This is a genomic window from Streptosporangium sp. NBC_01810, assembly GCF_035917355.1.
GTDB lineage: Bacteria > Actinomycetota > Actinomycetes > Streptosporangiales > Streptosporangiaceae > Streptosporangium.
This window is the reverse complement of the sequence record NZ_CP109070.1, coordinates 1,846,320-1,868,094: the sequence shown is the minus strand read 5'-3', so window position 1 is coordinate 1,868,094 and position 21,775 is coordinate 1,846,320. Positions and strand designations below refer to the sequence as shown.

Annotated in this window: 18 protein-coding genes; 6 read left to right on the top strand and 12 right to left on the bottom strand. The window is 68.9% G+C overall.

The window, feature by feature from the left end; all coding sequences use genetic code 11:
• Positions 1 to 2: 2 nt before the first annotated feature.
• The 8 genes from OIE13_RS08590 to OIE13_RS08555 all read right to left on the bottom strand — a co-directional run bounded on the left by OIE13_RS08590 (position 3) and on the right by OIE13_RS08555 (position 10,262).
• Positions 3 to 521, bottom strand: coding sequence for a (2Fe-2S)-binding protein (locus OIE13_RS08590; RefSeq protein WP_326641286.1), 519 nt, complete (start codon positions 519 to 521; stop codon positions 3 to 5).
• Positions 521 to 1,390, bottom strand: coding sequence for an FAD binding domain-containing protein (locus OIE13_RS08585; RefSeq protein ID WP_326641288.1), 870 nt, complete (start codon positions 1,388 to 1,390; stop codon positions 521 to 523). The genes OIE13_RS08590 and OIE13_RS08585 overlap by 1 nt, the downstream gene beginning before the upstream one ends.
• A 61-nt stretch (positions 1,391 to 1,451) precedes the next feature.
• Positions 1,452 to 2,540, bottom strand: a complete 1,089-nt coding sequence (locus OIE13_RS08580) for a sugar ABC transporter substrate-binding protein (protein ID WP_326829840.1) — start codon at positions 2,538 to 2,540, stop codon at positions 1,452 to 1,454.
• Between the two features lie 31 nt (positions 2,541 to 2,571).
• Positions 2,572 to 3,588, bottom strand: a complete 1,017-nt coding sequence (locus tag OIE13_RS08575) for an ABC transporter permease (protein ID WP_326641292.1) — start codon at positions 3,586 to 3,588, stop codon at positions 2,572 to 2,574.
• Position 3,589: 1 nt separating this feature from the next.
• Positions 3,590 to 5,071, bottom strand: a complete 1,482-nt coding sequence (locus OIE13_RS08570; protein WP_326641294.1) for a sugar ABC transporter ATP-binding protein — start codon at positions 5,069 to 5,071, stop codon at positions 3,590 to 3,592.
• Positions 5,072 to 5,343: 272 nt separating this feature from the next.
• Complete coding sequence (locus tag OIE13_RS08565) at positions 5,344 to 6,180, bottom strand: IclR family transcriptional regulator (RefSeq protein WP_326641296.1); 837 nt, start codon at positions 6,178 to 6,180, stop codon at positions 5,344 to 5,346.
• Positions 6,181 to 6,336: 156 nt separating this feature from the next.
• Entirely contained in the window at positions 6,337 to 8,205 is a 1,869-nt protein-coding gene (locus tag OIE13_RS08560) for a hydantoinase B/oxoprolinase family protein (RefSeq protein WP_326829839.1), read from the bottom strand.
• Positions 8,202 to 10,262: a hydantoinase/oxoprolinase family protein gene (locus OIE13_RS08555; RefSeq protein ID WP_326641300.1), complete on the bottom strand. Its 2,061-nt coding sequence runs from the start codon at positions 10,260 to 10,262 to the stop codon at positions 8,202 to 8,204. The genes OIE13_RS08560 and OIE13_RS08555 overlap by 4 nt, the downstream gene beginning before the upstream one ends.
• Positions 10,263 to 10,465: 203 nt before the next feature.
• Between OIE13_RS08555 and OIE13_RS08550 the strand changes: the two genes are divergently transcribed.
• Positions 10,466 to 11,116 (top strand): SRPBCC family protein, encoded by a 651-nt coding sequence (locus OIE13_RS08550; RefSeq protein WP_326641302.1) that lies wholly within the window; start codon positions 10,466 to 10,468, stop codon positions 11,114 to 11,116.
• 33 nt (positions 11,117 to 11,149) lie between these two features.
• Positions 11,150 to 12,244, top strand: coding sequence for an XdhC/CoxI family protein (locus OIE13_RS08545; protein ID WP_326641304.1), 1,095 nt, complete (start codon positions 11,150 to 11,152; stop codon positions 12,242 to 12,244).
• Positions 12,245 to 12,471: 227 nt separating this feature from the next.
• Here OIE13_RS08545 and OIE13_RS08540 read toward each other — a convergent pair whose 3' ends face one another.
• A complete protein-coding gene (locus tag OIE13_RS08540; protein WP_326641306.1) occupies positions 12,472 to 12,936 on the bottom strand; it encodes a DUF397 domain-containing protein in 465 nt (154 codons plus the stop codon).
• 313 nt (positions 12,937 to 13,249) lie between these two features.
• Between OIE13_RS08540 and OIE13_RS08535 the strand changes: the two genes are divergently transcribed.
• On the top strand, positions 13,250 to 14,890 hold the full coding sequence (locus OIE13_RS08535) for a DUF885 domain-containing protein (protein WP_326641308.1): 1,641 nt from the start codon (positions 13,250 to 13,252) through the stop codon (positions 14,888 to 14,890).
• A 63-nt stretch (positions 14,891 to 14,953) separates the two neighbouring features.
• Here the strand turns inward: OIE13_RS08535 and OIE13_RS08530 are convergent, their stop codons facing one another.
• Together OIE13_RS08530 and OIE13_RS08525 are read right to left on the bottom strand one after the other, a co-directional pair.
• Positions 14,954 to 18,040, bottom strand: coding sequence for an AfsR/SARP family transcriptional regulator (locus tag OIE13_RS08530; RefSeq protein WP_326641310.1), 3,087 nt, complete (start codon positions 18,038 to 18,040; stop codon positions 14,954 to 14,956).
• A gap of 358 nt (positions 18,041 to 18,398) precedes the next feature.
• A complete protein-coding gene (locus OIE13_RS08525; RefSeq protein ID WP_326641312.1) occupies positions 18,399 to 18,548 on the bottom strand; it encodes a hypothetical protein in 150 nt (49 codons plus the stop codon).
• Between the two features lie 254 nt (positions 18,549 to 18,802).
• On the opposite strand from OIE13_RS08525, the gene OIE13_RS08520 reads away from it, so the two are divergent.
• Genes OIE13_RS08520 through OIE13_RS08510 form a run of 3 tightly spaced genes read left to right on the top strand, consistent with a single transcriptional unit; the run spans position 18,803 to position 20,736 of the window.
• Positions 18,803 to 19,141, top strand: coding sequence for a hydroxyisourate hydrolase (locus OIE13_RS08520; RefSeq protein WP_326641313.1), 339 nt, complete (start codon positions 18,803 to 18,805; stop codon positions 19,139 to 19,141).
• 41 nt (positions 19,142 to 19,182) lie between these two features.
• Positions 19,183 to 20,016: an AfsR/SARP family transcriptional regulator gene (locus OIE13_RS08515; protein ID WP_326641315.1), complete on the top strand. Its 834-nt coding sequence runs from the start codon at positions 19,183 to 19,185 to the stop codon at positions 20,014 to 20,016.
• Between the two features lie 33 nt (positions 20,017 to 20,049).
• Positions 20,050 to 20,736: a hypothetical protein gene (locus OIE13_RS08510; protein WP_326641316.1), complete on the top strand. Its 687-nt coding sequence runs from the start codon at positions 20,050 to 20,052 to the stop codon at positions 20,734 to 20,736.
• Here the strand turns inward: OIE13_RS08510 and OIE13_RS08505 are convergent.
• Positions 20,720 to 21,766 (bottom strand): FAD-dependent oxidoreductase, encoded by a 1,047-nt coding sequence (locus OIE13_RS08505; RefSeq protein ID WP_326641318.1) that lies wholly within the window; start codon positions 21,764 to 21,766, stop codon positions 20,720 to 20,722. The genes OIE13_RS08510 and OIE13_RS08505 overlap by 17 nt on opposite strands.
• Positions 21,767 to 21,775 lie beyond the last annotated feature (9 nt).

The following is a 21,775-nucleotide window of genomic DNA, read 5'->3' as shown; positions in this document are numbered from 1 at the left end:
CGTCACCCCTTCTCGTTGGTGAGTTCGGCAGCACGCCGCACCGCCGACACGATGTTCATGTAGCCGGTGCACCGGCAGACGTTGCCCGCGATGTCCTCACGAATCGAGTCGTCCTCGGCGGTCCGCAGGTCGTCTCGCTCATCGAGGAGACCGGCGACCGCCATCATGAATCCCGGGGTGCAGAACCCGCACTGCAGCGCGTGGCACTCCTTGAACGCCTGCTGCACCGGGTGCAGGCTCCCGTCCGCGTTCGCCAGTCCCTCGACGGTGCGGATGGAGCATCCGTCCACCTGGACGGCCAGCGTCAGGCACGACCTCGCCGGGGTGCCGTCGATGTGGACCGTGCAGGCGCCGCACACCCCGTGCTCGCAGCCGACATGCGTACCGGTCAGCCGGAGCCGGTGCCTCAGGAAGTCGCTCAGCAGCAGCCTGGTCGGCACCTCCTCGCTGACCGCGCGTCCGTTGACCTCGACGTTGATCTGGACGAGGGCGTTCGGCTCGAATTCAGTGGTCTCGGTCATCACGCACCATCTGTTCTGGTCATCGCCGTTGTGAGGTTTCGTTCGACGAGGCCGGCGAGTACGTGCTGCCGGTACGCCTTGCTCGTCGCGCTGTCGTCGGAAACGGTCACCGCGTCGCGGGCCAGTGCCCCCGCCTCGGCGAACAGCTCCGGCGACGGCGACTTGCCGGTCAGGAGGCGCTCGCACTCGGTCAGCAGGGCCGGTGTGGTGGCGATTCCGCAGGCGCCGAGCCGTACCCGGTCGATCCGCCGGTCGGCGCCGAGCTTGAGCGTGACGGCGACCCCGGCCACCGAGTAGTCGCCGTGCCTGCGGGCGAACTCGGCGAACGCCCAGCCCTCACCGGGCTCCAGCGCCGGTATGGCCGCCTCGACGAGCAGCTCGTCGGGCTCCATGACGGTGGTGAAGATGAACTCGAAGAAATCCTCGGCCGCGATGGTCCGGCTGCCCGACGGCCCGCAGACGGTGATCGCGCCACGCATCGTGGTCAGCAGCGTCGGCAACTCCGCGGAGGGATCGGCGTGCGCCAGGCTGCCGCCGACCGTGCCCCGGTTGCGGATCACCGGATGTGCCACGTTCAGCAGGGTCTCGCGGATCAGCGGGTTCGCCGCAGCGACCTCGTCGTTCTGCTCGACCACTCGCTGCCGAGCCATCGCACCGATCCGCACGACGCCGTCCGCCACTCGAACATAGTTGAGTTCGTCAAGTTTCCGCAGGTCGATGACGACCTCTGGATTGGCCAGCCTGAAGTTCATCGTCGGGATGAGGCTCTGTCCACCGGCAAGGATCACCGAGTCCTCGAACCTGGCCCGGATGTCGATGGCATCCCGCAACGTCGACGGCAACGCGTATCGAAAAGCGGATGGTTTCAACTGTCACTCCTACAAGGGTCGAATCGATCGGCACCGCCGGCGACCCGGTACGGTGCCGTCGTCACAGGTCCGTCAGCTTGCCCTCGTACTCCGGGTAGCTCATCGGTGACTTCGCCACGATCGAATCCTTGTTCTCGCCGGTCATCATGTCCTGGAAGACGGTGTTCTTGAAAGTCGGGTTGCCGCCCTCGATCGCGGCGCGCACCGCCTCCGTGGCGAGCACCCCCGTCTCGGCCGCCGAGTAGTAGCGGGTCGCCGCCAGGTACGGCGTGCCCAGCCAGGTCAGCATCTCCGCATCCGCGTCGCTGGTGACGTGGGTGATGTTCTTGATGTCGTTCTGCTTCAGGTACGCGGAGACGCCGTTGCCCATCGCCGCGGCGTAGGACACGACCGTGGTCACGTCCGGGTGCGCCTGCAGCGCGCGCTCGACGACACCGACCGCCTTGCTACGGTCGAAGTACCCCTGTTCGCGGAGCACAATCTGGAATCCGCTCCCCTTGAGCGATTCGTCCAGGCCCTGGTCGATCCGTTCCGAGAATCCCTGCCCGACCACGCCCTGCACGACCACGACCTTGCCGGGCTTGGCGTTCTTCTTGAGCCAGTCGCCGATCAGCCGGCCGCCGCCGACGGAGTCGACGTGGGCGACGCCCTTGGCGTACTCGTCCAGCGGACCCGGTGCCGCCCACAGGGCGATGCCGGTCGGGATGCCCGCCGACTTGGCCTGTTTCACGGCCGACAGCACGGTGTCGACGGTGTTGGGCAGCACCACCAGCCCGGCGACGCCCTGCGAGATAAGGCTTTCGAGGTTCTTCAGTTCGGTCTGTACGTCGAAGTTGGCCTGTACGATCTTGAGGTTGTACGAGGTGCCGTCCAGCACCTTGGCGACGCCCTCCGCGACGTACCTGGTGTACTCGACGAGGCCGTTGAGCGATACCCCGATCGTCTTGCCGGAACCGATCCCCGCCGCGGAGCCGATCGCCGCGGAACCGGTCGGCGCGGAGCCGGTCGGCGCGGAGCCGGTCGACGACCCGCAGGCACTGAGGATCGGGGTGAGCAGTCCCAGTCCGCCGAGTGCGGCGGCGCCGGTGAACAGTGTCCGTCGGCTGATGCCCGTCATCGCGGCACCGGATACGGGTTCTTGCTGGGTCATTACTTTCTCCGTTTCGTTCGGGCCGGCCGGGTCAGGCACGTCGCTGGACCTTGCGGCGTCTACGGAAGTCGGCCCCGGCGGTCACCGACACGGCCGCGATGAGGATCGCGCCGAAGACGAACTGGTCGTAGGAGTCGGGAACGCTCAGGAACGTCAGCGAGCTGGTGACGACACCGAGCACGAGCACACCGAGCAGACTTCCCAGGATCGAGCCGCGGCCGCCGGCCAGCGAGGCGCCACCCAGCACGATCGCCGCGATGACGACGAGTTCGAGCCCGACGCCCGCCCGAGGATCGCCGGCGCCGACCCGGCCGGTGATAACGACCGCGGCCAGGCCGGCGAGCGTGCCGTTGAGGACAAAAATCGCGATCTTCGTCCGGGTGGTCGCGATACCGGAGAGGAAGGCGGCTTCCTCGTTCGCGCCGAGCGCGAAGACGTTACGGCCGAACCGGGTGAAATGCAGCAGTACACCGCCGACGATCACGCAGAGCAGCCAGATCAGGGTCGGGGTACGCAGGCCGAGGAAGCTGCCCGTCTGCAGCCAGTCCAGGCCGGTCGGCAGCGGAATCGGAGTGCTCTTCGCCACGGTCAGCGCGATCGAGGCGAAGACCGCCAGGCCGCCGAGCGTCAGGATGAACGGTGGAACCCGCAGCAGCGACACGAGCAGGCCCCACAGCGCTCCGGAGGCCGCACCGACCAGGACCGCGACCAGCACGATCACGACGTCGGGCACCTCGCCCACCACCAGCTTCGCGGTGAGGACACTGCCCAGCGAGACCAGGCTGCCCACGGAGAGGTCCAGCTGGCCACCGACGAGCAGGAAGGTCTGGCCCACCGCGAGAATGCCCAGCACCGAACTGGCGACCAGCATCCGCTCCAGGTTCATGGTCGACAGGAAGGCGCCGTTGCGAGAGGAGGCGAGCGCCGACAGGGCGATGATGATCACCAAGAGCGGCAGATAGACCTGGAGGTGCTCGCGAACCGCCGGAGTGAGCCACTTTCGCCGGGCGGTCGTCGGGAGGACCACCTGAGTCTGCGTTGCCGACATATCAGCTTCCTAGTTCCATCTCGAAGATTCGGTGCTCGGTGGCGCTCTCGCCGTCAAGCTCACCGGCGATCCGGCCGTCCCGCATCACCACGACGCGGTCGGCGATGCAGCAGATCTCCTGGTATTCGGTCGAGAACACCACCACCGCGTCACCGGCAACGGCCCGCTCGCGAAGCAGCCGGTAGATCTCGGACTTGGACGGGATGTCGACTCCGGCTGTGGGTTCGTCCAGGACCAGGACGTCGCTACCGACCTGGAGCCAGCGGGCGAGGATGACCTTCTGCTGGTTGCCGCCGCTCAGTCCTCTGATCGGCGCGCGGACGTCGGAGAGTTTCACGGACAGCCGCCGGCAGACCTCGGCTGTCCGACGCGCCGCCGAGAGGGGGTTGAAGGCGGGAGCTCGCAGCATGCCGTTCTCGGCGAGCAGGGCGTTCTCGATAATGGAGCGATCCAGCATCAGGCCCTCACGCTTGCGGTCGGCCGGCAGGAAGCCGACGCCCGCCCGGGTCGCCGCCCGGCGTCCGCTCCGGTGCCCGTCCAGAATCCGCACCGTGCCGGACGTCGGCTGAATGGCGCCCGCCATCAGTTGCGCGACCTCGCGGCTGCCGCAGCCGACCGCCCCGGTCACCACCAGCACCTCGCCCCGGTGCGCCTTCAGGCTCACCGACCGGACGGCTCCGCCGAAGCAGGCGTCCTTGAGCTCTATCGCCACCGGGCCGGGGGTCGCGGCGCCCTCGTGGATGTCGGCACGTCGCATCGAGACCTCGTCGCCGAACATGTGGCTGATCAGTTCGCCGGTCGTCACCTCCGCGACCAGGCCGTCGTGGACCTTCGTCCCGTCGCGTAGCACCGTGTAGTCGTCGGCGAGCTCTATCACCTCGTCGAGGTGATGGCTGATGTAGATGACCGCGATGCCGCTGTCGCGCACCTGCCGTACGACCGAGAACAGCTGGTCGATCTCCGCGCGGTGCAGGGTCGCCGTCGGCTCGTCCATGATGATGCACTTGGCATCCGCGCACACCGCCCGTGCCAGTTCGAGCAGCTGCATCTGGGCGACGCTGAGGGTCCAGGCGGGGGCATCGGGGTCGAGGTCGGCTCCGACTCGCGCCAGTCGCCGACCGGCCTCGCGGGCCACCCCGCGACCGGTGACCAGACCGAACCTGCCCCGAGGCGGCAGATCGAGCAGAACGTTGTCCGCGACGGTCCTGGTGAGCGCGATCTGGCGCTCCTGGTGCAGCACCCGCACCCCGGCGGCCCTGGCGGACCGCGGCGTGAGCCGCTGCCGGCGACCGTCCACCAGGAGTTGACCCGCGTCCGGCTGCAGTGCGCCGGAGGCGATTTTGATGAGTGTCGACTTGCCCGCGCCGTTCTCACCCAGCAGAGCGTGAACGCGGCCGGCGAAAGCGGTGAGCGAGACGTCCTTGAGTGCCCGCGCGCCAGGAAAGGATTTCTCCACATTGCGCAGTTCTAGCGTGGCGCGCATGCCATACCCCTTATTCGCTGGGCGGATACCGTGTTCGCTAGTCGATGATGAGAGTTTAGGGCGAGAAGTACCCGTGTCAATAGGTCTCACCACTGAAGTTCTTTTCCGGCGAGGTCGCCTGTGACCAGGGACGCGGCTCCTACGCTGCGACGATGCCCGCGACGCGACGCCGCGATCACCGGTCGGCGGCGACCGCCACGTCACGACGCGGCGGCATCGCCGCCGACCGGGTCCGGTGTGGCGATGTGGGAGCGAAACCGAGTGGTGGCGGATCAGGCCTGGTAGCGGAGGTTGCGCATCGGCTGCCAGCCGATGCCCAGCGAGAGCGCCTGGGCCAGTCGCTGGACCGCGTCGGTGACCACGACCTGGTTCTGGCCACCGTCGAGATGGGCTCGCGAGACGACCGCGCAGACCGCCGCGACCACCGCGCCCTCACTGTCGAACACGGGCGCGGACACCGAGCCGGTGAAGGTCTGCACGTCACCCATGGTGACGGCGTAGCCCTGTTTCCTGACGGTGGCGAGCACCTCGCGAAGCTCCTTCGGATCGGTGATCGATCCGGGAGTCAGCGCGATGAGATCGCCGGCCAGATATTCCTCGATGAATTCATCGGGCTCGTAGGCCAGTAGCACATGGCCTTTCGAGCCGGTATGCAGCGGGAAATGGTAACCATAGGTGGTTCTGGTGATGATTTCGCCGGACAGCGCCTCATGGGAGTAAAGGACCACCGCGATGCCCTCACTCCGTTCGACCAACTGGAAAACGGCGAACGGGGTGTCCTGGGTCGCGCGGTTCATCAACGGGATGGCCAGTTCGAGCAGTCGGTGCCCGACCAGGTAGGTGGAGCCCAGCAACCACGTGCGCCGGCCGATCCTGAAGACACCGGACGCGTCCCGCTCCAGGAACTGGTCCGCCTCCAGTTGCGACAGCGTGCGGTGCAGCGTCGCCCACGACATGCCCAGCGCCTCGGCGGCTTCGGAGGCGCGCATCGGCTGCTGGGACAGCAACTCCATGACCCGCAGCGCGCGGGAGACTCCCTGTAGCGTCGGTTTCGCCCGACCGGCGGAGTCGGTGGGCTGCCCAGAGGACTTCGCGGTGCGTCGCGCCACGTTCACCCACTCCCTTCCCGGCCCCGAGCTTCCCGGCCCCGAGCGGTAGATATGCGGACCCGGCCCGCGGCAGTGGCGATTCTAACGCACGACAACGATCTACGGACGGAGTCCGGCGGGGGAGGACCGGGCCCGGGCCGCCTCCCCCGTCTGGGCTCATCCGGTGACGGCCGGCCAGTCGTCCGGATCGGACCACCCCTCGGGCCAGACCAGGCCACCGGCGCTCTGTACCTTGCGGAAGTGCTCGCCGCGGTCGAACATGCCGAGCGTGTCACGACCGCGCCGCCGTTCGTCCCTGAGGCGCTCGGTGGCGTCGGCGTCGACCACCAGATCGTTTCCGGTTCCGGTCACCACCACCCCGTACTCGGATTCGGCGGCCTCGGGAGTGACGAGACCGCACAGCACGTCGTAGTGAACCAGCTCGGTCTCCCGATCCAGCGGGTCTCCCCAGCCACCGCCGCCTGTCGTCCACAGGCGCACCAGATCACCGGCGCGCACCGGCACGTCGTCGACCATCCCCGGCAGCGACCGCGGGCCGCCGCCGTCGCTCTCGATGGACACCCCGTACGGCTGGCCGGCGACTCCACCGTTCACCCCGTAGGGAGCGAGCTCGGAGCGGTCCGCGTTGGACAGCAGGAAACAGTCGCGCAGCGCCCGAACCCGCTTGTCGTAGCCGAACCCGCCCCTGCGCTTGCCCGCGCCGGCCGAGTCGGTCTGCAGCGCGAGGCTCTCGACCAGCACGGGATAGCGCTGCTCGGAGAATTCAGCGGGCAGGTTACGGGAGTTCGGCACGATGTGCACCACGTCGCTGCCGTCGGCCCAGGGGCGCCCAGGGCCGCCGCCGCCGAGCACCTCGCGGAACAGGCTCAGCTTGCCGTCGCTCTCGCGGCTGTGCATGCCCCAGATGCGGATGGTCTCGTGGTCCGCGGGCATCTTCCCGCCGGTCGCCTTGGCGAGGACTCCGGCGAAGATGCCCAGGGAGCGGATCAGGATGAAGAACCGGAGCCCGGTGGGACGCCCGAAATGCGGGGTGACCAGGGTGCCCTTCTCCGGGAACCTCACATCGAGAACGTCGAGGATCCCCTCGTTGATGTCGATCTCGGCCGCACGCTCGGGGGAGTCCGCCAGGCAGCGCAGCACCGGTCCCAGCCACTTGCGAACGAAACGCCCCTCGCAGTAGTCGATCGCCCAGTTGATCGGCCCCTCGGCCTCCGGGTCGGTACCGGTGAAGTCAAGTGTGATCTTCTCCGCGGTCTTGGTCATGGTGATGCGCATCGCGAACAGCTTGCGGGTGAAACCGTCGGACTCGATGTAGTCCTCGAAGGTGTACACCCCATCGGCGATCTTGGGCAGCAGTTCCCTGCGGATCGTCTCGGCGCAGTTGTCGATGATGGAGTCGAACGCGCTCTCCAGGGTCTCGACACCGTACCGCTCGGCGAGCTCGATGAGCCGGCGGGAGCCCAGCTGGCAGGCGCCGATCTCGGAGTCGATGTCGCCGCGCAGGTGCTCGGGGAGCCGCGAGTTGCGCTCGATGATCCTGAAAGCGGTCTCGTTCAGCACGCCCCGGTCGTAGAGCTTGGCCGGCGGAACCACCAGACCCTCGCCCCACTGGTCACGGACCTGCACCGGCAGGCTGCCCGGCACGCAGCCGCCGACGTCGTCGTGATGGCCGAAGACCTGGGCGAACCCCAGCAACCGGTCCTCGTGGAAGATCGGCACGGTGGTGCACAGGTCCGGGACGTGACCACACGAACCGGAGCTGTTGTACGGATCGTTCCAGAAGAACACGTCTCCGGGGTTGATGTCGTCGCCGAAGAACTCGAACACCGGCTCGACCAGCGAGCCGTACGACCGGCCGGTGAGCTTGCGCCCCTTGGCGTCGTACAGACCGACCCGGTAGTCGTGCTGGTCCCGGATCATCGGGGACCGGGCGGCTCGCTCGACGGCCGCCTCGATCTCGACCTCGGCCGAGCGGATCGTTCCGGTGATGACTTCGAGCTCGATGGGTCCGAGTGTGGTTTTCATGCCTGCCGCCTCACCATGATCAAGTTGCCGAAGGAGTCCGTCGAAGCCGCCCAGTTCGCGGGTACGACGACTGTGGCGCCGTACTCCTCGACCACGCAGGGGCCGCTGATCCGGCTGCCCGCGCCCAGCTCCGAGCGTTGGTAGATAGCGCAGTCCTGCCGGCCGACGCCTCGCCAGTAGACCTCGCGCCGCGCCGTCGGCTCGACGGGACCGGTCGAGGCGGGCACTCCCACCAGTTCCGGCCGGTGCAGCCGGCCGATCGCCTGCACCCGGAGGTTGACGATCTCGACCTCCTGCTTGCCCTCGTAGGAGAAGCCGTAGATCCGGTCGTGCTCGGCGTGGAACTCGGCCGTCACCGCGGCCAGTGAGTCCTCGTTCGAGACGCCGGCCGGGATCGACACGGATACCTCGTACCCCTCGCCGACGTACCGCAGGTCCGCGCCCCGGATCAGCTCCACCCGGGCGGCGTTGATGCCCTCTTCGGAGAGCTCGTCCCGGCCCTGTTGCTCCAGCTCCTGCCAGACCGGCGTCACCTCGGCGTCGACCCCGTCCGCCACCTGGCGGACGAACGTCCTGACGTAGTCGCGCTTGACGTCGGTCACCTGCAGGCCGAAGGCCGACAGGTTGCCGGGGTTCGGCGGGACCAGCACCGAGGTCATGCCGAGGAATTCGGCGACCTCCGTGGCGAGCAGCGGCCCCGCGCCACCAAAGGCGACCAGCGTGTAGTCACCGGGGTCGCGGCCCTTGAGCGTCGACACCTGCCGGATGCCGGCCACCTGACCGGCCACCGCGACCTCCAGGACGCCGGCCGCGATCTCCTCGGCGGACATGTCCCAGTTGGCGCCGAACTCGCGGAAGACGGAGTGCGCCGAGGCCCGGTCGAGCAGGAGATCGCCCCCCACCAGGGAGGCCGGGAAGTATCCCAGGACCGCTGCCGCGTCGGTCACCGTGGGCAGTTCACCACCGCGCCGGTAGCAGATCGGCCCGGGCACGGCACCCGCGCTCTTCGGACCGACCTTGAGCGCCCCGTTCGGACCGACCCACGCCAGCGAGCCACCGCCGGTTCCCACCGTGGCGATGTCGATCATCGGGATCTTCACCGGGTAGTTCTCGATCACGGTCTCACTGGTCAGCCGGATCGTCAGGTCCTCGATCAGCGCGACGTCGGTCGAGGTTCCACCGACGTCCAGCGTGATGATGTTCTTGATACCGGCGCTGCGCGCCGATTCGACGGCGCCGAGCACGCCGCCGGCGGGCCCGGACAGCAGCATGGTGACCGGCTTTTCCCCGGCGGCACGCGCACTGACCACGCCACCGTTGGACTGCATGATGAGGAAGGGCAGCTCGCCCGAGCGGGTACGAAGTTCCTGGTGTGCCCGGTCGAGGTAGGTGCGGCAGTACGGCTTGACCATCACGTCGAGCAGCGTGGTCATGGCGCGCTCGTACTCGCGGTACTCGGGCAGCACGGTGCTGGACAACGACACGAAGAGATCGGGGAACGCCTGCCTGAGCAGTTCCCCGATCCGCTGCTCGTGCATCGGGTTCGCGTAGGAGTGCAGCAGGCAGACCCCGAGCCGGGTCACCCCGGCGTCCACGAGTTCCCGCGCCGCGCTCAGCACCACCGCCTCGTCCAGCTCGCGATGGACCGAGCCGTCGTAGGTGAGCCGCTCGGGAACCTCGCGCACCAGGTGCAGCGGCACGATTCGCGGGGGCTTCACCCAGAAGAACGAGTTTCCGTAACCGTCGGGGACGGACTGGCGCGCGATCTCGATGATGTGCCTGAAGCCCTCGGTGACGAGCAGGCCGATGCCGCCGAACTCGTGCTCCAGGACGGCGTTCGTCGCCGTGGTGGTGCCGTGCACGACCATCTCGACGCTGTCGAAGCCGCGGTTCGCCTGGGTGAGGACCTTCTCGATACCGGTGAGCAATGCCCTGCTTGGATCCTCCCGGTCGCTTGGGGTCTTGACGACGTGAACGTCGCCGGTCTCCCCATCGATGCCGATCACGTCCGTGAACGTGCCCCCGGTGTCCACCGAGATCCGCAAAGTATTGGCCACGTGATCGCTCCTATTGACTCGTATCCGCTGAACGGACATACTATGCGCTGAAGGGACAGTAGCTTTACCAAAGGTCCACTGTCAACGGAACATCTGGCGGTCAAGCAGTAGGGATTTTCTTCACTGAACGGATCTCACATCCCTTCAGTGAGTGCGGGACTCGCTGCTGTCACCGTCCCCACGACCCTCGTCTGGAGTACCCGATGAAGCTCGAGCAGGAATTCACCATCCCCGTCGAGGTCGATCGCGCCTGGGAGGTTTTGCTGGACGTGGAGCGGATCGCTCCGTGTTTTCCCGGTATGTCGTTGACGTCGGTAGAGGGGAACGTCGTCAACGGCTCGGTGAAGGTGAAACTCGGCCCGGTCCTGCTGAACTACAACGGCGTGGCCGAGTTCAAGGAGCAGGACGCCGCGAACCACCGCGTCCTCATCGACGCCAAGGGCGCCGACATCAAGGGCGGCGGCAACGCCTCCGCGCAGGTGACGGCCACCCTGCACGCCGTCTCGACGTCGAGCACGAGGTGTTCCATCGTCACCGACCTCAACGTCACGGGCCGGCCCGCGCAGTTCGGCCGCGGCATGATGCTCGAGGTCGGCAACAAGGTCCTCGGCCAGTTCTCCGCCAATCTCGCCGCGAGCCTCGCCGCGGGCGACCAGCCGGCCCCGGCACAGCCCGCCACCCCGCACCCGAACTCGGCCGCGGCGCCCGTGGCGGCCGTGCGACCCGCACCGCAACCGGTCGAGGCGCTGGACCTGCTCGGCGCCGCCCGCGGCGCGGCCCTGAAGCGACTCGCCCCGGTCGCGATCGCCGGGGTCGTCGCGATCGCGCTGATCGCCTGGTGGGCCACGAAGTAGCCGCCTCGATCACACTTGGGAAGGGGCCGACCGATGCGTGAGGCAATGGCCGAACTCGGAGACTGGTACCGGCGCGGGACACCCTTCGCCCTGTGCACCGTGGTGGACACCTGGAGCAGCGCACCGCGTCCGCCCGGCGCGATCATGGCGGTGAACGCGGCCGGAGAGGCGGTCGGCTCCGTCTCCGGCGGCTGCGTGGAGGCCGCGGTGTACGAGGCCGGGCGCGAGGTGCTGTCCTCGGGCCTGCCCCGGCTTGAGCACTACGGCATAGCCGACGATGACGCCTTCTCCGTCGGGTTGACCTGCGGTGGCCTCATCGACGTCTTCGTGGAACGGGTGTCGCCGGAGACGTTCCCCGCCCTGACCGAGGTGTTCGCCTCCGTCGAGGCACGCGAGCCGGTCGCCGTCGCGACGGTCCTCGACGGCGACGGCCGCCTCGGCGCGCGGCTGGTGATCTGGCCGGACCGCATCGCCGGCTCGCTGGGAAACGACCCGCTCGACCACGCCGTCACCGATGACGCGCGCGGCATGCTGGCCGCCGGACGGACCGGTGTGCTGACCTTCGGCCCCGGCGGTGAGCGGCGGCTCGACGACGTGCGAGTGTTCATCTGCTCCTATGCCCCGCCGCCGCGCCTGCTGGTGTTCGGCGCGATCGACTTCGCCGCGGCGGTCGCCAGAATCGGCAAGTTCCTCGGCTATCACGTCACCGTCTGCGACGCCCGGCCGGTTTTCGCCACCGCGAAACGCTTCCCGGACGCGGACGACGTCGTCGTCGACTGGCCGCACCGCTTCCTGTCCGAGACGGTCGTCGACGAGCGCACCGCGATCTGCGTGCTCACCCACGACCCGAAGTTCGATGTCCCGCTTCTCAAACTCGCCGTCCGAACGCCCGCCGCCTACATCGGCGTCATGGGTAGCCGCCGCACGCATGACGACCGGATGGCACGGCTACGCGAGGAGAACGTGTCCGAGGCCGACCTGGCCCGGTTGTCCTCCCCCATCGGTCTCGACCTCGGAGGCAGGACGCCGGAGGAGACCGCGGTGGCGATCGCGGCCGAGATCATCGCCCTCACCTGGAACGGAACGGGCGCCCGGCTCTCCACCATCAAGTCGGCCATCCATCGTTGACCAGCGGTGTCGCCTCGCATACCGGCGAGCCTGGCAAGACCGGGGACCTGAGATCGACCTTCTGTTCTCAGCGAGCACGCGGCCTCCCCCCGGGACTTTGACAGACCGTCGTCTCAGCCCCGTGTCTTCCTGCCCGATACCGACGAGACCCGTCTGACCTCGCGAATCGTCTCCGGCAGGCAACCGGCCGCCAGGAGGGGATGTCCGGGCGGCCGGTAGGGGACCTCTCAGCCGAGGTCGAACTCGCTGGCCTTCACACCGTTGACGAAGGCGTCCCACTCGGCGGGGGTGAAGAAGAGCTTGGGGCCGTCGGGGTCCTTGGAATCACGTACGGCGATCAGGTCGGGGTGCTCGGCCTTGTGACCGAGGCCATCGGCGACGCCCTTGAGCTCCGCGACCTCAACACAGTCGCCACCATTACTTCCAGAGAAGCTTGACTTAAACCACTTGGCGCCACTCAGGTCCATTTTTCCTCTACCGTCCTCTTGATTAGATCGATGGACATACTCAGCCTGGATCCACTTCCGCCAGTCGAGGAGGCGGCGGAGGGCTCCGCCCGTGTTAAGGGCCGCGTCGCAGGCGTCGGCGAACTCCGGGCTGGCCGGAAGCAGACCGGTCTCGACGCCGCTGATCAGGGACTCGCTGAAGTGGATTATCTCGGCCAGTACCAGCCGGTTACAGGTGGATCGCAAGTTCCGGCATCCAGGGTGAGGAACATGCTCCGCGCGCCGAAGAAGGCCAGACGAGACGGTCTTCCCTGGAAGAAGCCCACCCGACGACCTGCCAACCCGGTATCCATCGAACCCAGGCCCGCCGCCCGTGGGAAGCGGGCTCGATCCAAGAGACCCGCCGGCCAGGAGACCGGGGAGTCGAGGAGCCGGCGCCGCCCCCTTCTTTGGCCGCCCGGGGACGCGGGACCGGGTGGCCGACGTCACGCAGGCCCGGTACCAGGCTCGATAGCGGAGCGATAAGGCATGGATGTTGGACCTTCCTACGGTCCAGGACATGAGCACTCCGATCTTTGCGCTTTGCGATGAGTACGTCACCCGCTGGGCGGCCCTCGACCCGATCGCGGCAGGTGCCGAGGGCATCGTGTCCGACTTCGTCGCCGCCACCGACCACAGCCCCGCCGGGAGCGCCGCCCGGGCCGAGCTGATCCGCACGACCCTCAAGCGTCTCGACGAGATGGCCCCGACCGGGGAGTCGGACGTCCGGGCGGCCGCCCACCTGCGGGAGCGGCTGGAGGCCGAACTCGGCTGGCACGACATGGGCGAGCCGCTCCGCTGGGTGGCGGCGCCGTACGGGCTGCCCTACCGGGTGCGCTCCAGCGTCGTCCTCCTCCCGCACGGCAACGACGACGAGTGGCGCGACGTCGCCGCCCGCCTGGCGGCGATCCCCACGATGCTCGCCGGATGGCGGGAGAGCCTGGAGGCCGGCCTGGCCTCGGGCCTGCGGGGCGCCCGCAGGCAGGCGCTGGCCATGGCCGACCAGGCCGACCAGTTCGCCGGCGCGGGCGGGACTCCCCCGGCGCACGACGCCTTCGTCGCCACCTACGGCGAGGGTCCGGTCAAGGAGGAGCTGCTCAGCGCGGCGGCGGCGGCCCACGCCGCGTACGCCGACGCCGGGCGCTACCTGCGCGAGGAGTACGCCCCGAGGGCGGACGAGGCCGACGCGGTGGGCCCCGAGCGCTACGCGGTCGCGGCCAGGATCAGCCTGGGCTCCGACATCGACCTGCGCGAGGCGTACGAGTGGGGCTGGGCCGAGCTGGAGCGCATCGGGACCGAGATGGCCGCCGAGGTCGAGCGGATCAAGCCGGGCGCGACCATCGAGGAGGCCACCGAGATCCTCAACGAGACCCAGGCCGTCGACTCCCTGGAGGAGTACCAGGCGTGGTTGCAGGAGCGCCACGACCGGGCGATCAAGCAGTTGCACGGCACCCACTTCGACATCCCCGAGCCGCTGCAGCTGATCGTGGCCGAGGTCGACGTGAGCTCCACCTCCGGCGCGGCCTCCTACAACTCGCCCAGCGAGGACCTGTCGCGCCCCGGCCGCACACTGTGGCCGGTCGGCGGGCGGACGCGCTTCGCCACCTGGACCGAGCTGACCACGATCTTCCACGAGGGCGTTCCCGGCCATCACCTGCAGTTCGGCGCGATGCGGATGGCCGGGGACGGCCTGTCCAGGTTCGCCAAGGTCTCCTGGGTGGACGGCCACGGTGAGGGCTGGGGCCTGTACGCCGAGCGGCTGGCCGACGAGCTGGGCTGGTTCACCGATCCGGGTACCCGGCTGGGCATGCTCAACTGGTCGGCGCTGCGCGCCGCCCGGGTGGTCATCGACCTGGGCGTCCACCTGGACCTGCCGCTCCCCGACGGTTCGAAGTGGACCTTCGAGAAGGCCTGCGAGGTGCTGCGCGACCGGGGCCGCTGCGAGCCGCACCGGGTCGAGGCCGAGGTGGTCCGCTACTTCGGCTGGCCGGCCCAGGCCATCGCCTACAAGCTGGGCGAGCGGGCCTGGGTGCAGGCCCGTGAGGAGGCCAGGCTGCGCCAGGGCGACGCCTTCGACCTGCGGGCCTGGCACACCGCGGCGCTGGAGCTCGGACCGGTCGGCCTGTCCAGCCTGGCCGAGGCCCTGCGCCGCATCGGCTGACTCACTCCGGTCAGGGACGTATCGGTGTCCATACGTCCCTGACCCACCCTCCGGCCGCCGAGGTCAGGCGGCCGGAGGGTGGGTCAGCTGGGTGCGGATTTGGGCGGCGATCGCGGGTGGCATCGTGTCGGCCAGTTCGAGCGCCTCCTCCGAGACGCTCCGCGCCGCCTCGGTCTCGCCGACGGCCGAGTACGCCTCGCTGAGCATGACCAGGACGCGGACCACGTGGAACGGCGCGTCGATCTTGTGGAACAGGCCGAGGGCCTGGTGGAAGCGGCCGATGGCCTGTTCGGTCTGGTCGGTGGCCAGCGCCAGCTCGCCGAGGCCGAGCACGACCCGCGCCTCGGCCAGCCTCTCTCCCGTGGTGCTCGCCAGTTCCAGAGCCCGCTGGAGCGTGAGGTCGGCCTCGGTGAAGTCACCCTGGCGCAGCTGGGCGACGCCCAGGCCGTGCAGGGCGTACGCCTCTCCGGTCGGGTCCCCGATGTTGCGTACCGTGGTGAGCGTCCGCTCGAAGACCTCGGCCGCCGACCGCGGCTCTCCCGAGCGGAGGTAGGTCTCGCCCAGCCGGTGCAGGACCTGTGCCTCCACGCGCCGGCTGCCGCCGACCCTGCTGAGTTCCAGCGCCTCGCTCAGCAGCCGCTTGGCCGCGTCGAGGTCCTCGCAGTCCAGTCTGATCTGGGCCACGCTGTGCAGCACGTAGGCGGAGGCGACCTGGTCGCCGGTCCTGCGGAAGATGGTCAGCGCGCGTTCGTAGCGTTCCACCGCGTCGTCGAGCCGGCCGCTGATCCGGTCCAGGAAGGCGATGTTGCGGATGACGAGGGCCACGCCGAGGTCGTCGCCCGCCTCCTCGAACAGTTCCGCGGCCGCCTCGAAGTCGCGGCGCGCGTCTCCGAAGCGCTGCTCGGCGATGTAGAGCGAGCCGATCGAGTAGAGCATCGCCGCCTGCCCCCTGCGGTCTCCGGCCCGCCGGGCGGCGGCCAGCGCGATTTCGTGGGTCTCCCGCCAGTCGTCGAAGTAGATCCTCGACTCGAACAGGGTCACGGCGCTGATCGCGAGATCCCAGCAGAGCTCGACGAGCCCGGCCTGCGCCGCCTGGCGGATGCCCGCGACCAGTGTCAGCCGCTCGCGCTCGTACCAGGGCAGGGGGGCCATGACCAGCTTCTCGACCAGCCGGTCGGGCAGCGGCCAGCGTGGGGCGTCGCTGTGGACCTGCACGTAGTCTCCGCCGTACTCGCGGCGGTGCGCCTCACCGGTCAGGAAGAGCAGTCCGCCGAGTACCCTCTCCAGCGCGGCTTTGCGGTCGGCGACCGCCTCCTCGCCGGCCAGGCGCTCGCGGGCGAAGACGCGGATCAGGTCGTGGAAGCGGTACTGGCCGTGCACGCCGTACCCGGTGTCCGTCGCCTCGATCAGCTGGGTGTCGGCCAGGTCGTCGAGCAGGTCCTGGGCGTCATAGGGGTCGCTGTCGAGCAGCGCGGCGGCGACCCAGCCGGAGAAGTGCCGGAACTCCAGGATGGCCAGGCGCCGAAACAGCCTCCGCGCGTCCTCGCTGACGCTTTCGTAGGTCAGGGAGATGCTCGCCCTGATGCCCAGGTCTCCGTGTTTGAGCTCGTCGAGCCTGCGGGTCTCGTCTTCGAGCCGGCCCACCAACTGGTCGATCGTCCAGTGCGGGCGGGCCGCGAGCCTGGCGCCCGCGATGCGCAGCGCCAGCGGGAGGTGGCCGCAGAGGTCCGCCAGTTGGGCCGCCGCCTCGTGCTCGGCCTGCACCCGTTCGACGCCCGCGATGCGGGAGAGCAGGTCGACCGACTGCCGCGAGTCGAAGAGGTCCACGTCGAGGTGGGCGGCACCGGGCAGGCCGGCGAGCCGGGTCCTGCTGGTGATTATCACCGCGGCCTCGGGGTTGCCGGGAAGCAGGGGTAGCACCTGGCTCTCGCTTCTGGCGTCGTCCAGGACGATCAGCATCCTGCGTCCGGCGAGCAGCGCGCGGTACATCTCCGCCCGCTCGTCCACCCCGTCGGGTATGGCGGTGCCCGGCACGCCCAGCGCCCGCAGGAATCGTTCGAGCACCTGCCCGGAACCGAGCGGGCGCGACTCCCCTCCGTGCAGGTCGGCGAAGAGCTGGCCGTCCTCGTAGCGGCCGGCGACGCTGTGCGAGACGTGCACCGCGATCGTGGACTTGCCGATCCCCGGCTTGCCGACGACGGCGATGATGGGCACGGCGAGTCGCTGCCGGTCCTCGGCGGCGAACGTGAGCTGCCGGCGGATGGCCTCGACCAGCTTTATCCGGCCGGTGAAGTCCGCGATGTCGGTGGGAAGCAGCCGGGGTACGGTCCGGTGGGCGACCGGCACCTCGTTCGTCTCCCCGTGGCGCTGGGGCTGCTGCTGCTGTTGCTGCTGCCCCGGCGGGTCGAGACTCTCGTCGGAGGTGAGGATCGCGTACTCGAGTTGCTGCAGGCTCTCGTTGGGCTCGATGCCCAGCTCGTCGATCATCGTCTGGCGGGCACGGCGGTAGACCGTCAGCGCCTCCGCCTGGCGTCCCGAGCGGTAGAGCGCGAGCATCAGCTGGCCGCGTAGCCGCTCCCTGAGCGGATGTTCCTCGACGAGCTCGCTGAGCTCGCCGACCAGCTCGTGGTGCCTGCCGAGTTCCAGCTCCAGATCGACGCAGTCTTCGTTGGCGTTGATCCGGCGCTCGGTCAGCCTGCCGACCGCCGCCTGCACGAGCCGGCTCTCCTGGCCGTCGAGGGCGGGGCCTCGCCAGAGGGCGAGCGCGTCCCGGTAGTGCCTGACCGCCTCCTCCGGCCGGCGGTTCTCACGCGCCTGGCGTGCCTGGCTCAGCAGGTTCTCGAAATTCTGGGAGTCGAGCTGCCCCTCGGTGACCCGGAGGGTGTACCCCTGGGAATGGGTCGCGATGACATCGAGGTTGCCGTGGGCGGTGAATAGTCGCCGGAGCGAGGAGATGCAGATCTGCACCTGCGCGCGCGAGGTGCTGGGAAGGTCCTCACCGTAGATCGCATCCGTCAGTCGCCCGATGGTGACCATCCGATTGGCCTCCAGCAGGAGGCAGGCGAGAACCACCTGTTGCCGAGGTGCTCCCAGATCCAGGCGCTGGGAACCGGCCACGACTTCCAGAGGACCGAGGATTCGATACTCCACCCGAATCTCCTTACAGAGTCGCGGCCTGTCCAGGAAATCACCGCATGGTTTGGCGTAAGAGAGACGTCAGGCACCTGACTATTAACTTAAACTCAGAGAAAATATACCGAATCCCAACCGTCTGCAATCCTGGACATATGCCCCAGAGGCCACGACGGGTGATTTTATGTGTATGAACCACCGCCTGTCCGGGATCATACAACGTCACCGAGTGGAGAACCAGGGGGGTTTGTTAAGGTCTGCCCTGATTTGCGACTAACGGGTGGGTTTGAGACGCGAAGAAGCGGCCGGGCCTTGGACGGCTCCGACCGCTCCGGCGAACCCCCGCCGCCGGTGACCACCGGGCGGGGAGTGCAGTTCAGCCCCAGGGAGTGTTGCTGGCGAGCACCATGGTCTCCGGGGACCCGCCGGCGGCGACTGCGGGAAGGACGGCGGTGAGGCCGAGGCACCCGAGGATGGCGGCGGCGACGATGGACCGGAGAGCGTTGGAGCTAGCGAATTCCCGCATTTTCTGCACCTCTTGTCGTGTCTTCCTGGCTGCTGTTCGCCTGTCTGCTTCAAAAGTTAGGCAGCCCCCCTATCCGGCCTTTATCCGATCTCTTCTGATGCGGCATCCGCCGCATTCGCCACGAAAAGATAGGGAGCGGTAGCCGATGGATAGCGGGCCGAAAGCGGACGGATAACGCCCCGGTGGAACCTGATGGAACCGAGGTCGCGTGATACAGGTCACCCGGCCTTGACCAGAAGATGGGTATCCTCACCATGAGCATCGCCACGCAGGCACTTGACGGCGTCTACGGCCGCTCCGCGGCCGGTGTCCGAGCTCGCCTGGAGCGAGCCGTGGGCGCGGACTGGCAGCAGGTCTCCGAAGGAGAGACCGACATCGAGGGAAACGTAAAAGAATGGATGGACGAATTCATGGAGCGCGGGCTCTATCGTCTCGTCCTCGCCACCGACCACTATTTCGCCGGGCTTGGCATGACCACCTCCTACCCGGAGGTCACGGTGATGTTCAGAATGCACGACGAGTGCATGCCCTATCACATCCAGGTCGTGCTGGCACCGCACTCGTACACGACGTATTTCGGCGTCCGCGGTTGACTCCGCGAGCGGCGGAGTCCGTTCTCCTGAGGGAAGCGAACATGCCTGTTCAACAATTGGCGGAACCTGGCCCCTACAACCCCGGAGCCGACGAGGGCACACCCTCGGTCGTCGCCCGCTGCCTGAGCAACTTCCGTCTGGAGGTCGACGGGCAGGCCGTGTCACACTGGCGCGCCGGCAAGGCCCGTGCCCTGTTCCAGTATCTGCTGGTCAACCGCGAGCGGTTCGTCCACCGGGACCGGCTGCACGAGGTGCTGTGGCCGGAAAGAGCGGACCACCACTCCAGCTCGCTCAAGGTGGCCGTGCACGGCGTACGACGGGTGCTCAACGAGTTCGAGGACCGGGACGGCTTCACGCTGCTCCACCAGAAGCACGGCTACCTGCTGCAGACGAACAGCGCGTGGGTGGACATCGAGGAGTTCCAGCGCGCCTTCGACCGGGGCCGGGACGCGTGGGTCGCCAAGGACCACGACACCGCGATCGCGTGGTTCCAGCGCACCGCCGATCTCTACATCGGTGACTTCCTCACCGGCGAGAGCGGCGCCTGGATCAACGAGCAGCGGCAGTGGATGCGCGGGACCGCCCTGCGCGCACTGTCCGCGCTGCGCAGCGAGTCATTGGAGCGAGAGGACTGGCCGGCCGCGATGCACTGGTGCCGCCGGACCCTCGACGTCGACCCCTACCACGAGGCCACCTACCAGACCCTGATGATGATGCACGGCGAGCTCGACGAGCTCGGCCGCGTCCTGAGCTGGTACGAGGTGTGCCGCCACCGGCTCCGTACCGACCTCGGGGTGGAGCCGAACGAGCGCACCGAACGGCTGCTGGCCTCGCTGATGCGGGGCCGCAGCCGGCCACCGTTGGCCGGCCGCTGACCGGCCGTGACCGTGACGACTTCACCGCAGAGGATGGACATCCATCTCGCCGCCCACGATCCGGGGGCTCGCCTCCCGGGTCGTGGGCCCGACCTGGCCCGACTGCGCGCGGCGGTCGGTGAGTTCGCCGGCTACACCGCGGCCGAGCGATCCTGGGAGCGGCTGCTGCTGGCGACCGGGCCGTGCGTCGACCCGGCGCTCGCGGCCCATCGCCGGGCACTGCTGACCTGGCTGAACGCCTGGGGGTGCCGGCTGCGCTACCCGCGTGAGGGCGAGCACGACGTCTTCTGCGCGGAGACCGGGGCCTGGTGGGAGCGCTGGCGGGATCGCCTTCCCGGCCGGGACGTCGCGCTCGCGCACCTGGACGACGTCGAGATCGACGTGGTGGGCGAGTGCTACGCGGACCTCTCGGCGATGCGGGCGGCTCCCGGGGCCAGACCCCGCTCGCTGGGACCGACGGCGGCGACCAAGATGCTGCACGCCCTGCGCCCGCGAGCGCTGATGCCCTGGGACGCCGCCATCGCCGACACCCTGCACGGTGCCCGTACGGCCGACGCCTATCGCGCGCACCTGCGGCTGGGCCGAGAATGGGCGCAGCGCCTCCTTGCCGAGGCGGGGCTCGGCGAGGAGGCGCTGGCGGTGGAGCTGGGCCGGCCCGGCCGGCCACTGGCGAAGATGCTGGACGACTACTGCTATCTGGTGTTCACCGCAGAGACCTGACCAGGCTTCGCGCGGCCGTGCGGCTCGCGGCGAGCACCGTCTTGCCCGCGCCGCCGCTGCCCCCGGTGAAGGTGTAGACACCCTTCGCCAGGGGGCGCAGCGACAGCCCGCCCGTGGGGTGGTAGCACTCGACCGCGGTGACGGCCCTGACCTTCCTCCCCGGCGGGCGGTACCCGATCCTGGACTCGGCGACGTCCAGGATCCTGCTGGTGAGGGCGGGGTCTGTAGGCGCGGTTCCAGGGGTTATGTCCCATCTGTTGGTGGGCAGTCCGAGCAGGACCCTTCCTTCCGCGTACGTCCTGCCGTACAGGCCGGACGTCTCGTCGACGAACGCGCCGGGGTCCCTCCCCGCCGAGGGCCCGAGCACGTACTGGATCACCTTGGTGCGCAGTCCCGCGTCCGACAGGCCCGTGCGGGCGAGCAGATCCTGGGTCCAGGCCCCCGCCGCCACCACGACGGCGTCGAACCTGGCCGGGCTGCCCTCGGCGGGGCGGACCTCGGCATCGGCGGTGATCCCGTCGACCTGCCCGTCGGTGACGAACGCGCCCGAGCGGGCGAGCTCCACCAGGAGCCGGTCGCGGAAGCCGTTCGGGGAGAGGTAGCCGGCGCGTTTCTCGACGACGGCCACGCTCCCGGAGGGTAGCTCGCGGAACGTGCCGCGGGTGCTGAGCTCCTCGCCGCCGACCAGGGAGATCGAGCCCGGCAGGCGGCTGCGCACCAGTTCCACCAGGCCCTCGGTGCCCGGCCCCAGACCGGGGAGCAGGTACACCGAGCCGGTCTCCCGGTAGGAGGCCCACTCCCTCAGCTCCGGATTCGAGTGGAGCTCGGCCAGACTGTCCGCGGCCTCCAGGCACAGAGCGGGGTCGGGTTCGAACGCCCTGGTCAGGCCGCCGGAGGCGGCGCTGGCATCGGCCCGCCGGTGCGGTTCTCCGGTGTACAGGTGGACCGCGCTGCCCCTGATGACCTCGCACAGCCGCCAGGCCAGCATGGCTCCTGCGATCCCACCACCCACGACGGCGATTCTGAGCATCTCACCCTC

What these genes read in the sequence shown, in the direction of transcription:
- OIE13_RS08590 (WP_326641286.1), bottom strand. Translation starts at nt 521, where the DNA reads ATGACCGAGACCACTGAATTCGAGCCGAACGCCCTCGTCCAGATCAAC.
- OIE13_RS08580 (WP_326829840.1), bottom strand. Translation starts at nt 2,540, where the DNA reads ATGACCCAGCAAGAACCCGTATCCGGTGCCGCGATGACGGGCATCAGC.
- OIE13_RS08575 (WP_326641292.1), bottom strand. Translation starts at nt 3,588, where the DNA reads ATGTCGGCAACGCAGACTCAGGTGGTCCTCCCGACGACCGCCCGGCGA.
- OIE13_RS08570 (WP_326641294.1), bottom strand. Translation starts at nt 5,071, where the DNA reads ATGCGCGCCACGCTAGAACTGCGCAATGTGGAGAAATCCTTTCCTGGC.
- OIE13_RS08560 (WP_326829839.1), bottom strand. Translation starts at nt 8,205, where the DNA reads ATGAAAACCACACTCGGACCCATCGAGCTCGAAGTCATCACCGGAACG.
- OIE13_RS08550 (WP_326641302.1), top strand. Translation starts at nt 10,466, where the DNA reads ATGAAGCTCGAGCAGGAATTCACCATCCCCGTCGAGGTCGATCGCGCC.
- OIE13_RS08545 (WP_326641304.1), top strand. Translation starts at nt 11,150, where the DNA reads ATGCGTGAGGCAATGGCCGAACTCGGAGACTGGTACCGGCGCGGGACA.
- OIE13_RS08535 (WP_326641308.1), top strand. Translation starts at nt 13,250, where the DNA reads ATGAGCACTCCGATCTTTGCGCTTTGCGATGAGTACGTCACCCGCTGG.
- OIE13_RS08525 (WP_326641312.1), bottom strand. Translation starts at nt 18,548, where the DNA reads ATGCGGGAATTCGCTAGCTCCAACGCTCTCCGGTCCATCGTCGCCGCC.
- OIE13_RS08520 (WP_326641313.1), top strand. Translation starts at nt 18,803, where the DNA reads ATGAGCATCGCCACGCAGGCACTTGACGGCGTCTACGGCCGCTCCGCG.
- OIE13_RS08515 (WP_326641315.1), top strand. Translation starts at nt 19,183, where the DNA reads ATGCCTGTTCAACAATTGGCGGAACCTGGCCCCTACAACCCCGGAGCC.
- OIE13_RS08510 (WP_326641316.1), top strand. Translation starts at nt 20,050, where the DNA reads ATGGACATCCATCTCGCCGCCCACGATCCGGGGGCTCGCCTCCCGGGT.
- OIE13_RS08505 (WP_326641318.1), bottom strand. Translation starts at nt 21,766, where the DNA reads ATGCTCAGAATCGCCGTCGTGGGTGGTGGGATCGCAGGAGCCATGCTG.